This is a genomic window from Lysobacter capsici (assembly GCF_018732085.1).
Classification (GTDB): Bacteria; Pseudomonadota; Gammaproteobacteria; order Xanthomonadales; family Xanthomonadaceae; genus Lysobacter; species Lysobacter capsici_A.
Window position 1 is genome coordinate 1,365,421 of sequence record NZ_CP076103.1, and the last position, 15,643, is coordinate 1,381,063.

The following is a 15,643-nucleotide window of genomic DNA, read 5'->3' on the forward strand; positions in this document are numbered from 1 at the left end:
ATCTTCCGGCGTGCCGGATTAGTGCTCTTAGAGAGGTCGCCCGAAGCCGGGCGGCCCGATCACTCGGGAGCGCGGGCAATGGCGGCAGTAATTTCAGGGAATGGTCTGGGGCTGTTCAACAGCTCGGCGAGCCAGATCGGAATGGGGTTGGGCGGCGGAGCCCGCCTGGGTCAGGGTCAGGACAATCAGTTCGTCAATGTCGCCACCGGCAACCTGCTGCTGCAAAGCCAGGACGATCAGGTCCTGTCGCGCGGCATGCTGGTCGGCTTCAACCGCACCTACAACAGCCGCGGGCAACTGGCCCAGGTCGGCGCGGACGCGTGGGTCACCGGGTTCGAGCGCCGGGTCGAACTGCTCTCGGGCAGCCTCAACAGCGCCGGCAGCGTCATGCGCCGGCATACCGGCGATGGTTCGTACCAGGACTTCACTTACGCCGGCAACGCGACCTATGTCTCGACCACCGGCGACGGTGCCCACGACAGCCTGAGCTGGGACGCCGCGACGTCGGCCTGGACCTACACCGAGGGCAGCACGCGCCAGCAGGAACGTTACGCCGACCACGCCAGCGCCACCCTCAAGGGGCGCCTGACCCAGTTGCGCAATCCGCTCAGCGACGGCGCGCAACCCCAGGTCTGGGACGTGCTGTACGACGCCAACGGGCGGATCGCGGAAATCACACCGCAGGCACAGGACGCCTACGGCGGCCGCCTGGTCTTCACCTACGACGCCAACGGCCGCCTGGCCAGCATGGCCAGCGATCCGTATTCCGACGGCCGGGCGCTCGCCGGTGGACGCGCCTGGTATTCCTACGACAGCGCCGGTCGCCTGGCCTCGGTGATCGTCGACCTGACCCCGCGCGGCACCCAGCCCGACAGTTCGGGCAGCGCCCCCGATCACGATCAATGGACCGCCGCGGCCGGCTCCAACGACGGCTACCTGTTCAAGACCACCTACAGCTACACCGATGCGACCAGCCTGTTGATCTCGCGGGTCGAGCAAAGCGACGGCACCGTCACCAGCTACACCTACGACGCGCAGAACCGGATCAAGAGCGTCACCCGCGGCGACACCAACACCAACGACGGCGACGGTCTCGGCCAGACCCTGAGCTTCAGCTACGACAGCGCCACCACCACCAGCGTGTCCGATTCGTCCGGCCGCACATGGACGTATGTCTACGATGCCGCCGGCCAGCTGACCGAAGTCCGCCAACCCGCGGTCGACGGACTGCGCGAAACCACCACCTATACCTACGATGCCGCCGGCAATGTCACCCGCGTATCGACCAAGTACGGCGGCCTGGTGCAGGCCCAGACCGACTACGCCTACGACGCCAACGGCAACCTCACCTGGCAATGGGAGCGGGTGCAGAGCGGCAGCAGCACCAGCGCGCGCGCGGTGCAGCGCACCTATACCGCCAACAACCAGCTGGCCAGCGAAACCGTCTTCACCGGCCTGGATGCCGACGGCCCCGGGGCCGGACAACCCAGCGGCGGGCTGACCACGAATTATCTCTACGACGCCCAGGGCCGCCTGCGCTTCGTCGTCAACGCCGCCGGCGAAGTCAGCGAGCAGGAGTACCACACCAGTGGCCTGGGCATCGGCCAGTTGTCCAGGCAACGCCAGTACCTGGGCGACAGCTACGGCGGCGCCTACACGCTGGCCGGGCTAGAGGCGTGGGCGACCACGGCGCGCAAGGCCAACAGCATCCTGACGACGTACTCCTATCCCGCCGCGCAAGGCCGGACCCAGCGGGTATTCGCGAGTGTCGACGCCGCCGGCGAAGGCATCGAAACCGATGCCTTGATCTACGAAGGCTACCGGTACGACGAACGCGGCCGCTTGCTGTTGAAGAACCGCACCAGCGCCGAAGGCGCGTTCCAGACGATCTACGCCTACGACGGCCTGGGCCGATTGGTTTCCGAGCGCGTGGTCGAAAAGGGCGTGACGATCCAGTCGCGGACCTGGGTCTATCAGGACTCGCAGGGCCTGTCGCACACCATCATCGAAGGCGGCGTGGTCGGCGACAACGACCCGAGCAACGACCGCATCCGCAGCGAGCAGCGCGACGCCGCCGGGCGCTTGATCTATGTCAAGGAAAGCGCGGTGTCCGGCACGTCGGGCGGCGTGCGCGAGTCGCGCAACTACTACGACAGCACCGGCCGCCTGCGCGCGTCGGAGAACAGCGGTGGCGCCCGCACCTATTTCTTCTACGACGCCGAGGGGCAGTTGTCCGGCCAGGTCGACGAGACCGGCGCGGTAACCGAATTCGTGCGCGATCCGCTCGGGCGCATCACCCAGACAAAACGGTACGCAACGCGGGTGAACCCTGCGTCGTGGCAAGACGGCGGTTCGGGCGAACCAGGAGGCCCCGGCGATACGGGCCCCGGCAATCCGGGCGGCGGCACAAGCGGATCGACGGGGCCGCAAAGTCTGGGCCTCTTTCGCCCGGGCGCAATGATCGCAGGCATTTACGTATACGACCTGATCGAGGACGCGCGCCCGGCCACCTCCGCCGACGATCGCGGCACCTCGACCAGCTACGACGCGCTGGGCCGCGTCGTTACCCAAACCGATGCAGAAGGCGCGATCACCACCTACAGCTACGACGGCGCCAACCGCCTGCTGCACACGCGCACCACCGATGCCGCCGGCACCGCGGCGACCGCGCGCGTCACCCGCTATTTCTACGACGCCCAAGGTCGCCAGACCGGGCGCCTGGATGCCGAAGGCTACCTGACCGAATACAGCTACGACCTCGCCGGCCGGCGCATTCGCAGCGTCGCCTACGCCACCGTGACTGCGGCGGCGCAGCAGGCCAACGGTGGATTGAACGATCTGCGTCCGGCGAGTTCGGGCAACGACCAGACCACGCGCTGGTTCTACGACGGCCGCGGCAACCTCGTGGCGACGCTCGACGCCGAAGGCTATCTGACCGAATACGTCCACGACACCAAGCACCTGCAACGCGCGAGCAAGGCCTATGCGCTCAAGCTCGGCGGCCTGAGCGGCAACGAATCGTTGGCGACGCTGCGTGCATCGGCCGCGGCCGGTGGCGTGCGCGAAACCCGCATCAGTTACGACAGCGCCGGTCGGGTCATCGCCGAACAAAACCCCGAAGGCACCGTCACCCGCTACACCTACGACGCCCAGGGCAACCCGATCCGCAGCGAAGTCGCCGCCGACACCACGGAAGTGCGCGAAGGCCGCATGCGCTACAACGTGTTCGGCGAACTCATCGGCGAACTGCACGGCGAGGGCGCCGCACGCGTATTGCCGGGCATGACCGAAGCCCAGCTCGACGCGCTGTACGCCCAGTACGGCGTGCGCCACAGCTACAACAGCCTGGGCCAGCGCAGCGAGAGCATCGACGCGGCCGGCAACAAGACCTGGTACTTCTACGACGCCAGCGGCCGCCCGACCTTCACGGTCAAGGGCGTCGCCAGCGCCAGCGGCGTGGCCAACGCGCAGGGCGAAGTCGTCGAGACCCGCTACAACGCCTTCGGCGAAGCGATCGAGACCACCGCCTACACCGGCCGCATCACCCTGGCCACCGCGGGCAGTCGCGACAGCGTCGCCAGCGCGATCACCACGCTGGCCTATGTCGCCGGCAGCGACAGCCGGCGCAGCGTCAGCTACAACCATCGCGGCCAGGTCGTCGGCAGCGTCGACGCCGAGAACGCGGCGACGCGCTACACCTACAACGCGTTCGGCGAACGCATCCGTGAAATTTCGGCGTTCGGTTCTCCTGCCGCGTTGACCGTCGAGACCGACTACGACCGCCGCGGCCTGGCCACGGCACGCCGCGAGGGCGTCGGCAGCGCGGTCGCGCGTGCGCAAGGCTGGACCTACGACGCCTTCGGCCGCGTGACCACGGCCGTCGATGCGCGCGGCATCGCCACGACCTACAGCTACGACCGCCTCGGCCGCCAGCTGACGGCGCGTCAAACCGTGCTTAATCGCGAAGAAGTGGTCAGCACCAGCTACGACGCCTACGGCCGCGTGCTCAGCGTCACCGACGCGATGGGCCGCACCACCACCAGCGCCTACGACACCGCCAACCGCACCACCACGGTCACCACGCCCGAAGGCGTGAGCGTGACCACGACCTTCAATCGCCACGGCCAGCAGGTCAACGTCGCCACGCCCTTGCCGGGCGGCACCGTCGCCAACACCAGCTACCTCTACGACCGCGACGGCAACCTCAAGAGCACCACCGACGCGCTCGGCCGCGCCGATTCCAACGAATACGACGCACGCGGCTTGCTCAGCGCCACGGTCGACCGCACCGGGCGCCGGGTCGAGCTGCGCTACGACGCGGTCGGCCGCCTGCTGCAACGGATCGAAGATCCCGCGGGTCTCGCGCTGACCACGACCTACCGCTACGACGGCCAAGGCCGCCAGAGCGAAGTCACCGATGCCAGCGGCCGCAAGACCGCCTACAGCTACGACCGCGAAGGCCGCCTGACCCAGGTCGCATTGGACCCGGCCGGTTTGAACCTGCGCACGGCCTACACCTACGACGCGCTGGGCCGGCAGATCACCGTGACCGAAGGCGCCGGCACCGCCCAGGCGCGCACGATCCAGTACGACTACGACGCCCTCGGCCGCCGCACCGCCGAACGCCTCGATCCGTCCGGCCTGAACCTGATCACGAGTTATGCCTACGACGCCAACGACAACGTCGTGCGCCGCACCGACGCGACCGGCAACGTCACCCGGTTCTATTACGACGAAGCCGACCGGATGATCTATACGGTCGATCCGCTCGGGGTGATGACGCGCAACTGGCGCGACGTGAACGGTCGTGTCGTCGCTACGCGCACCTTCATCATCGCCACCGACGCGTCGACGCTGACCGACACCACCACCATCGCGCAGCTCGATGGACGTCTCGCATGGGGCTCGACCGACCCGGGCAGCTACACCGTCTACGACCGCGACGGCCGTGCGCGGCTGGTGTTGAGCACGATCGGCACGATCCAGGAATTCACCTACGACGCTGCCGGCCGGGTCTCGGTGATCCGCAACTACGCGGCGCTGTGGCCGGATTTCGGCACGACCATGCTCAACAAGTTGTTCGCCGGCACGGCGCAGCTGAGCGATTTCAACCTCGACGCGCTGCGCAACGACACCGCCACCGACCGCGTGCGCGATCTGGTCACCTACCAGGTGTTCACCACGCTCGGCGAGTTGCGCACCACCGTCGACAACGCCGGCACGGTGATCTCCTACGTCTACGACGCCGCCGGTCGCCAGACCGTGCATAAGCGTTACGCGCACGCGGCCCAGCTCAACCCGACCCTGCGCGCCAAGCTGGTCGCCGGTACGGCCTCGCCGCAGGACGTGGTGGATGTCGTTGCCGTGTTCAACGAGACCGACCTGGTCACCTACACCAGCTACGACGGCGCCGGTCGCGCGCGTTACACCGTCGACGGCAACGGCTCGGTGGTCGAAATCCTGTACGACAGCGCCGGCCGCCCGGTCGGCACGCGCGCGTACGCGACCGCGATCGTGGTCAACACCGACGCGACCTTCAAGTCCAAGCTCATCGCTGGCGATCCGGCCGCGATGGGCATGGTGCGCGACCGCGTCGCGGCGATCGCCAACGACGCGCGCGACCTGCGCAGCTACCAGGTCTACGACAGCGCCGGCCGCATCGCCGCCACCATCGACGGCGCCGGCTACGTCAGCACGCGCAGCTACGACGCCGCAGGCCGCGTCGTGCAGGAGCGCCGCCACGCCCAGGCCGCGACCATCGCCGCACCGCTGCTGGCCAAGCTGGTCGCTGGCACCGCGAGCGTCGCCGATATCGCCGCGGTCACGCCGGTCAACAACGCCGCCGATGCGGTCGTGCGTCATATCTACGACGCGGCGGGCCGCGAGCGCTACACCCTGGTGCAGAACAGCGCCAGCACCTACCTGGTCAGCGAGCGCCGCTATGACGGCGCCGGCCGGGTCACCGCGCAGTATCAGTACGCCGTGCCGATCGCACTCGGCCCGGTGGCGACACCGGCCGATGTCGGCACCGCGCTGAACGCGGCGGGCGCCTACGCCACCGCCGATCGTTACCGCTCCACCCAGTACGTCTTCGACGCCGCCGGCCGCGTGCGCTTCACCGTCGACGATCTCGGCGCGGTCAACGAACAACGCTTTGATGGCGCCGGCCGGGTCGTGGAGACCCGTCGCTATGGCGGGTATATCTCGATCTCCACGCCGATGAACGACGCGGCGGTCGCCGCCGCGGTGGCGGCCATCGCCGAGGTGCGCACGACCACGACGACCTACGACGCGATGGGCCGTGTACTGCGCGTCACCGACGCGCTCAACCAGTATGAGGAGTACACCTACAACCCGCTGAGCCAGGTCACCGCGCTGCGCAACAAGAACGGGCATGTCTGGAATTACGAATACGACGCCGCCGGCCGCCGCACCGCCGAAATCAGCCCGGACGTCTGGATCGCCAACGTCGACGCCGCCGGCACCCAGAGCTATGGCGTGCGCCGGGTCGTCACCCGCACCGAGTACGACGCGCTCGGCAACGTCACCCGTCGCCTCGAAGATGCCGATGGCGCGCGTCCTCGCATTACCCGTTACGAATACGACAACCGCGGCAATCAGATCCGCACGATCTTCCCCGATGCCGGCAAGATCGATCCCGACAGCAAGCAACTGGTTGTCTCCGGGATTCAGCCGACCATCGAGATCACCTACGACGCGCTCGGCCGCGCCGTGGCGCAGAAGGACGTGCGCGGCAACTACAGCTACAAGATCTACGACAACCTGGGCCGACTGGCCTACGACGTCGATCAGGAAAACTACGTCACCGCCTACAGCTACGACGGCTTCGGCCAGCAGACCAATCTGCGCCGCCACGCGCAGGCCTTGAACATCGGAGCCTTGGCCGGCTGGACTCCAGGCCAGCCGCTGTCGATGGCGCAGATGCAAGCCGCCGCCGCGACCTCCGCGTCCGACCGCACCATCGCCACGCGTTACGACCAGCGCGGCCTCGCCGTGCAGATCGAACAGGCCCAGATCGCCTATTACACCTCGACCGGCGCCGCCGCGACCGGATCGCCGACCGTGCGGATCGAGTACGACGGCTTCGGCAACAAGGTCAAGGAATCGATCCTGCTCGAAGGCACCGCGGGTCAGGCCGACGCACGCTGGGCCGACACCTACACCTATTACGACCTGGTTGGCCGAGTGACGATGACGGTCGATGCGGAGGGCTACGTCACCCGCGCGCGCTACAACGCCACCGGCGAGGTGGTCGAAAGCATCGAGTACGCCAAGGCGGTCTGGACGGGCGGCTTGAGCACCGCCGCGCCGCCGGCGCTGCCGTCGGCCGGCGATGAGATCAGTGGCTACGACCGCATCACCCGTCTGGGCTTCGATGCGCTCGGCCGGAAAATATCGGAAAGCGTGGTGCGCCACTTCCAGCGCAACGACGGCAGCTCGGGTGTTCGCGATGTCGTCACCCAGTTCCGCTACGACGGCGCGGACCGGGTCACCCAGATCATCAACGACGCGGGCACCACCTCGACCGAGTACGACGCCCTGGGCCATGCCGTCAGCGTCACCGAGCCGACCCGCAAGGTCATCAACGACGGCACCTTCGGCATCCTGGCGCAGAACACCGGCTACGATCTGAATCATCCGAACGTCTATGCGGATGCATCGCCGTACACCGGGATGATCTACGACGCGTTCGGCAACCTCGTGCTGACCCGCCGCTTCGCCAGCGGCAAGAACGCCGCCGGCCAAGTGGTCGAGGACGCCAACAAGGACCAGATCGAACGCGTGCGCTACGACTGGCAGGGCCGCGCGGTCGCCACCTCGGCGACCAACGGCGACACCGCCTATACCGACTACGACGCCGCCGACAACGTCAGCCACCGCTGGTATGTGCTGAGCGGCACCCAGGCCAGCCGCGATGTTCGCGTGCATACGTGGTACAGCTACGACAAGGCCGGGCGCCAGACCGGCGTGGGCCAGACCCGCGATCTGATCAACGGTGGCGGTTCCAGCACCGATCTGTCCGAGGCCGTGGTCTATAACGCCTTCGGCGAAATCGTCCAGAAGACTTATGCCGGCCTGCAAGGCAGCCTGAATTATGCCTACGACGCCGCCGGGCGCCTGATCACCTCCAACGAAAACTTCGGCGCGCGGAACTTCGGCTACAACCTGGCCGGTCATCAGGTACGCGAACCGCATGTGGTCGTCATCAGCGACGGCCAGACCGGCGGTGGCCGCCAGAGCGTCGACGCCACCACGTTCAACACCACCGATCGTTTGGGCCGCACCACCGCCACCCGCCTGCCGTCGAACACCACCGATCCCAATGCCACCCTGAGCGTGCAGCAGCGTCTGGATCGCTGGGGCAACGTGCTGGAAGTGATCGACGCGCGCGGTTACCAGACCAACTACCGCTACAACGAATCCAATCAAGTCACGCGCGACGAGCGGCCGCTGGTCGAAGTGGTTTCGGACACCGGCCAAAGCAGTTGGCTGCGTCCGATCAACTACTGGTTCTACGATGCGCTCGGCCGCCTGATCGGCACCCGCGACGCCAACGGCAACACTCGCACCAACCAGTACGATGCGGTCGGTCGTATGGTTTCCTCGAAGGACGCGCTCGGCCAGGCGACGCTGTTCGCCTACGACGCGCTGGGCAACCAGCGCATCACCCAGAATCCGTTGGGTTATCTGACCTACAAGGACTACGACGCGCTCGGTCGCCTGGTCGAGATCGGCGACTACCTCGCCAACGGCGCCGGCGGACGCACCCGCACCGCATTGCAGCGCTACTGGCTCAATCAGAACGGCGATCGCATCGTGGTGACCGATGCGCTCAACAAGCAGGCGCTGTACGACTTCGATAGCCGCCATTTGCTGCTGCGCTCGCAAACCGCGGCCGGGGTGGTGACCGGCTATGCCTACGACGTGCAGGGCCGCAAGATCCTCGAGACCAACGCACGGTCGGGCTCATCGACCCTCACCGATCGCGATGGCGAATCGGTGCGCGTGGACGAGTTGTCATGGAACTACGACGTCTACGGGCGCTTGATCGATCACAACAACCTCAGCGGCCGCGATTTCGACTACGCCTACGACCCGATCACGGGCCAGCTCACCGCCGAGAGCCAGTCCGGCGGCCCGGCCGCGTATTCGTACCGCTTCACCACGTACTACGCCGACGGCCGCGTCAAGGCGCTGCACGAGAACGGCGCCGCGCCGACCTATCGCTACGAGTACGACGCCGCCGGCAATCGAACCGTGGAGGAAGTGAACACCACCGACGGCGGCGGTCTGGCCGTGCGTACCGTCACCCGCACTTGGTACGACAGCCAAAACCGCATCGCGCGCGTCGTCCAGGACGATCTGGCCAGCGGCAAGCGCGTGTTCGACATGAGCTACAGCTACGATGCGGTCGGCAACCGTCGCCGCGTCAAGGCCGCCGCGGCGTACGGACCGGACGCCGGCGGCATCGAGGTGACCAACAACGCGCCGACCGTCACCCAGGCGCCGGCCCCGCGCTCGTTGCGTCGCGGCATGACCTCGCAATTCACCTTGTTGTTCAGCGACATATTCCGCGACGCGGAACAAGACCCGCTGACCTTGCAGATCACCCTCGCCGACGGCAGCGCACTGCCGGCATGGCTGAGCGTGCAACGCGACGCCAGCACCGGGCGCATCACCTTCACCGCCAACCCGCCGGCCAACCTGCCCGACCAGGCGTTGACGATCCGGCTGACCGCGTACGAGACCCATCAGCCCACCAAGCAGATCGCCACCAGCTTCAGTTTGTCGGTCAGTGCGAATGCGCGCCCGCAGCGTCACAACGACGCGGTGGAAACGATACGGATCAAGACCGGCCAGGCCTGGAACAAGGATCTGCTGGCGACCGATCTGTTCTACGACCTCGATGTCGGCGATCGCCTGCGCCTGAGCCTCGACAACCCCGGCGCGGTGCCGGCGTGGATGTCGCTGGACGCCAACAACCCAGGCGCCCTGCGTTTGAGCGGCGTGGCCCAGACCGGCACCTATACGTTCACGGTGCGCGCGACCGACGAGATGGGCGGCGCGGAAATCAAGACCGTGCAGATCATCGTCGCGCCCAACAACGCACCCGGCGGTCCGGCGCCGTTGCCGCCGAAGACCGCGATGGTCGGTCGCGATTTCAACTGGAGCCTGGGCGTATCGGCGGCCTTCTCCGATGCCGACGGCGATCCGCTCGAGATCGTCGCGTCCGGTCTGCCCGCATGGATGACGTTCCAGCGCGTGCGCATTCAGGGGCGCGACGAAATTCGCCTGATCGGGCGCGTGCCCGATTCCGCCGTCGGCGGAACCAACTACACCATCGCGTTCACCGCGACCGATCCCGAAGGCGCCAGCCGCACCACCACGCTGAGCGTGACCTTGCGCAGCGGCAACAGCAATCCGACCGCGCCAGCCTCGATCTATCCGCCGCCGGCGGTGATCGGCCATTACTACTGGTATCAGTTGCCGGCGTTCACCGATGCCGACGGCGATGCGATGACCTACGGCGTGGTTCCCTACGCCGTGGCCAATCTTCCGCCCGGGCTGAGCTTCGATGCGGCGACGCGGACGATATCGGGCACGCTCACTCAGGCCAGCTCCGAACCGCTCAACGTCATCTACATCGCGACCGACGAATACGGCGGCCGCACCGCGACTTCGTTCGTGCTGCACACACGCGGCAACGCCGCGCCGGTGGCGTCGAGCATTCCTAACCAGAGCGCCGGCGTCGGCGTGAACTGGAGCTACTCGCTGCCGCCGTTCAGCGACGCGAACTACGACCCGGTGAGCTACACCGCGACCGGCCTGCCGCCGGGTCTGTGGTTGAACGCGAACGCGCAGATCGTCGGCACGCCGAGCACGGCCGGAAGCTACGGCGTCACCGTGGTCGGCACCGACCCGTACGGCGCGTCGGCGTCGACCTATTTCGTCATCACCGTCAACGCCGCGCCGCCACCGAACCGCGCGCCGCAGATCAATCCCGCGCGTCCCATTCCCGGCGGCGAGTTCTACTCGACCAACCGTTGGCTCGTGGAGCGCCAGGATATGTCCTTCCCGGGCGACATCTTCATCGATCCGGACGGCAATCCGCTGACGTACTCGTTCGTCGAACTGCCCGGCTGGCTCAGCTACAGCTACTCGCCTCAGTACGGCCATATCCTGGGCGGCTATCCACCCGGGCAGACGATCACCGAGCGCATCATCATGCGCGCGCAGGATCCGAGCGGCGCGTACGTCGACCTGACGTTCTATGTGCATACGACTTACGACCACTACGATCCCGGCAATCCTACCGACCCGACGAGTCTGCCCAATCCGGTGTCGGTGGTCGCGGCGGACGCGAACACCTTCGAAATGGGTGCGTCCGTGCTCGCCGAGAGCGGCGCGGAAACATCGTCGGAGCAACTGCAATCGCCCGCCGCCAACACCATGTCGGCGACCGCGGCCGCCGCCAGCGCCGGTCCGGTGCCGACCCAGGTCAAGGAGTTCTGGTACACCTACGACGCCGAGAACCGGATCAAGATCAACAACGGCCAAATGGTCAACGGCCAGATCCAGTTGGTGTCCTACGGCGAAGACTCCTACGAACTCGTCTACGACGCCGGTGGACGCGCGGTCACCCGCATCAACCTGCGGCCCAGCGGCGGCCCAGGCGTCTACAACCTGTGGCTGGAGCGGTTCGACTTCGATCTGCGCGGAAACCGCACCGTCGAATATTGGGAACAGGTCATCGGCCCCCCGGAGACGCGCGAAAACGGCGTGCGCAAAGTCCTGACCTACGACGCCAATAACCGCCTGACCGGGACGCGCAGCTACTTCGGCGCTTCGGAGTTTTGGGATCACACCTCCGGCGATACCGAGAATGACGAGTTCTACCAGCGCTTTTACTACGGCGGCTGGCTGATGAGTTCGGAGGACTACCTATACGACGCCGATGGCCGGCTGATGTATCAAGAGACGCGGCAGCGCAACACCAGCCAGCCCGATTGGGTCCGCTTCGCCGGCGGCGACCAAATTACCAACCTCGGCGTGCTGGAGCTCGAGAGCAACGCCGATTACCGCCTTCCCGCCGACGGCTCGGTCACGTCCGGCTACGACGCGGCGGGTCGCCTGATGCGCTACAGCATTTCCGGCAAGGGTTACATCCACACCTACACCAGCACCTACGTGGGTTGGGAAAGCTACCTGCAGGGCAGCGTCACCGGCACCAGCAGCGACAACAACTACCGCACCACCACCAACACCCTGAGCTACGACGCGTTCGGCCGGCTGATGTCGCAGCGCGAAGTCACGCCGCTCAAGAACGGTTCGATCGACGACCGCATGCGCTATTACGGCTACAACGGCGACGGCAGCGTGCAGACGCGTCGTGAGGGGTCGCTCAGCAACAACGTATTCACCCAGAACGGCGAATTCGGCCCGGGCAACTACCTGCTGGTGCATGCCGGCGGGCAGCAGCAAGCCGAACTGAAGCAGGGCTTCGCGATAGCGCGGGCCGATCAGACGCTGTACTACACCGATCAGATTCAGAGCCTGAGCGGTCGCGGCAACTACGAAGCCGGCGGCGGCAACCTGGTATCCGCGGTGCCCGGCGAAACCCTGCGCGAAATGGCCAAGCGCGTCTACGGCAGCGACCAGATGTGGTACGTGCTCGCCAACGCCAACGGCCTGGGCAACCCCGATCAGGAACTGGCGGCGGGCACGCAGCTGATTGCGCCGAATGCGACGGTGAGCGGCAACGACGCGAATACGTTCAAGCCGTACAACCCGGCGGATGCGATCGGGTCGACTACGCCGAGCCTTCCGTATATTCCGCCGCCGCCGAAGGGCCATTGCGGCGCAGTAGGCATGATCCTCGCAGTTGTCGCGATGATTGTCGTTGCGATTGTTGCGCCATACATTGCGCCCGTCGTGCAAGGTTTTTTGGGCACTGGCGCATTGGCGGCCGGCGTAACGATGGGTTTGGCAGTGGCGGCGGGAAGTGCTGTCAGCCAAGGTATCGGCAGTGTCATGGGGGTGAGTTCCTTTAGCTGGAGGCAAGTAGCTGCCGATGGAATAACCGCGGGCATAACAGCGGGTGTCGGCTCCTATTTGCAGACTCTTCCAGCGCTGTCCAAAATAAATAGCGCGGGCCGGATGGTAAATACCGGACTGGGGCGCGTCGCGAGCGGAGTGTTGAACTATGGCGCTTCAGTTGTAGGCAAAGCAGTCACCGGGCAGAGCACTGACTTCTCCTGGAAGAACATCGCTGCAACGGCAATCACCGCTTACGTGACCGAGCCTGTTTTGCAGCGCACTCCTCAAATTCGAGGCAGAGGAGCCATCAAAGGAATACTCAACCAGACTGCCAGAGGGTTTGCGGATTCGGCGGTGCAAGCGACCACGCAACGCCTGATGGGCGAGGGCAAGCAGGATTGGGGGCGGATGCTCGTAGACGCGTTTGGGAACGCGTTGGCGAACGCTGCGGTCACCGGGATGATCAACTCCTACAAGCGCGGCGTTGGTCAGGATCAGGCCAAATCGTTCCTTGAGCGCTATCCATACGCAACAGCTGCCTCGGATGGCTCGACGAATAGGCTAGGGCCGCCGGACATCATGTCGACAGACGGTGCGCGCTTGGAAATCATGGAGGTCGATGGGCCTCTTGCTAAAACAGCCGAAGACTTGGCTATGTTCGGTCAGATGCAGCATGAGATCGATCAGATCCGGGCTGCAGGTGAGGATGTATCTAGCTATGAGGCGCGCCTTGATGCCCTTATGGGAGCAAGCAAAGCTGATCGCGTAGCCAAACTCAATGCGCTGTTCGATCAGCCACTTGGCCCGAACATAAGTTACGAGGAGCTCGCCGCCTTAGAGAAAGATTATGCTCCGATATTCAATGGCCAGTTGGATGAATCGATACCGAAGCTTGAAACAATAACGGTAACGGCGCCGCCAAACCCCACATATCTCGGGATATCTGCGCCGTGGGTGAACGCTTACAGCGACAACCGATCCGCTGCGCCTGTGATGGTGACCGCTCCCCAGGCCGTAAGCACCTTTGGCTTAAGTAATACAATCCAGGATCAGCAATTCGGCAAAGATTTCTATACAAAGTGGAATGCGATCGCTGAGTCCAGTCCTTACTTGAGCGAGTCGATCGGTGTACAGAGCGCGCCGACTACGTTGCGCGATGTGATGGAGAAAGTTGTTGCTCTCAGGGCGGCCACTAAAGGTGCGCTGCAAGTAGTCAACAACGCGGCTAGTGTCGCAGTCACCGTGAGTGAATTCAGCACCAACCGCGTTCAATTGACGAATACGATACTCATCAACCCGAATCCAACACACACTAGGCCGGCGGTGACTGCCATCATGAGCGCTGGCCGAGTGTCGGAAATTCAGGCAGGAACCTCGGTCCGGATCAATGTGAGCGAGTTGAACACGAGCCAAGGCCGAATGACCAACACGGTGTATGTCAATCCGAACGCCACTGGTAACAGACCGGTTGTCACCGGGATCATGAGTAATGGCAAAGTGTCTCCTCTAAGACCGGCAGTAATTACGACGGCGACGGCGACTATCGCCAATGCCAAGCTGCCTCTTGGAACCATTGCTCGCATGGGGCTCGTAGAGGGCGCTAAGAGTGCTCCGTTGCTGTCAGTCCTGGGTACCGGACTGCAATATGGCCTGGCCAATTACTACGGTAACGATAAAGGTGTTAAAGGTGTTAATGAAGGCGGTGACACGGTTCGTGACTTTGCGGCGGATGCCTACCTGGATCTCAATAAGGCTATAGTTTCTGGTGCGACCGGCGCCGCTGCCGGAGCATTTATTGGCTCCATGGTTCCTGGGTTCGGAACCGCGATCGGCTTTGGTGTGGGGTTCGGTGTAGGTATCCTGACCAGCGTCGCCATTGAAAAGGGATATACCTGGGCGGGCAGTCGAGATGCATATAAGGGCCGATGAATACTCCTTTTCCGAGAAGCTGCCTTATCAGATTATTTTGATCGGGCTGATTCTGGCTCTTTCTATGGTGGTTGCATTGACTGATCCCGTGACGCCGCGGGCCACCGAATGGTTCTTCATTGCAGCCTTCGGTGTTTTATTTTCTGTTTTTATAGGTTGGCGGCTTTTGAAACTTCGCAAGGACACGCTGACATGGTGCAAATGGGGAATCTCAACGCTTTACGCGGCGATTGCGCTCTTTTATGCAGCGATTTTTATCTTGGCATGCGTAGATAGCGGTGTGTTCAGGGGGCTTGCGTCCTTGGGGCTTGTTCTAATCGGGCTGACACTGGTCGGATTGACAGCAAGATTGAAACCACAATGGGAGCGGTACGTGTATCCAATGGTCACAACACTTCTCGTGAGCGGCGGTGCTTTGCTGTCCAAAGCAGGAGGCGACGGGACTTTCTTGGCTTTTGTTGTCGGGCCGCTTATTGGCGTTCCTTCGATCTTGCTGGCCGTGGTGGCATGGAAGGATGGCAACAAAGAAGCGGCAGCTCATATGGGCGATTAGAAGCATGGGTCTAGGAGGAGTAAAGAGGGGTCAGAGTGGACTTTTCTTAGAAAGTGCACTCTGACCCCTATTTTGAACTTGAGTTGTTCCTGGCTCAAAGTC

At 64.7% G+C, this 15,643-nt stretch carries 2 protein-coding genes; both read left to right on the top strand.

What is annotated here, in order from left to right:
- Window positions 1–78 precede the first annotated feature (78 nt).
- Window positions 79–14,988 (top strand): putative Ig domain-containing protein, encoded by a 14,910-nt coding sequence (locus KME82_RS05585; protein WP_215497647.1) that lies wholly within the window; start codon window positions 79–81, stop codon window positions 14,986–14,988.
- Window positions 14,969–15,541, top strand: a complete 573-nt coding sequence (locus KME82_RS05590; RefSeq protein ID WP_215497648.1) for a hypothetical protein — start codon at window positions 14,969–14,971, stop codon at window positions 15,539–15,541. Before KME82_RS05585 ends, KME82_RS05590 begins: the two co-directional genes overlap by 20 nt.
- The last annotated feature ends 102 nt before the right edge of the window (window positions 15,542–15,643 follow it).

What these genes read in the sequence shown, in the direction of transcription:
- KME82_RS05585 (WP_215497647.1), top strand. Translation starts at nt 79, where the DNA reads ATGGCGGCAGTAATTTCAGGGAATGGTCTGGGGCTGTTCAACAGCTCG.
- KME82_RS05590 (WP_215497648.1), top strand. Translation starts at nt 14,969, where the DNA reads ATGCATATAAGGGCCGATGAATACTCCTTTTCCGAGAAGCTGCCTTAT.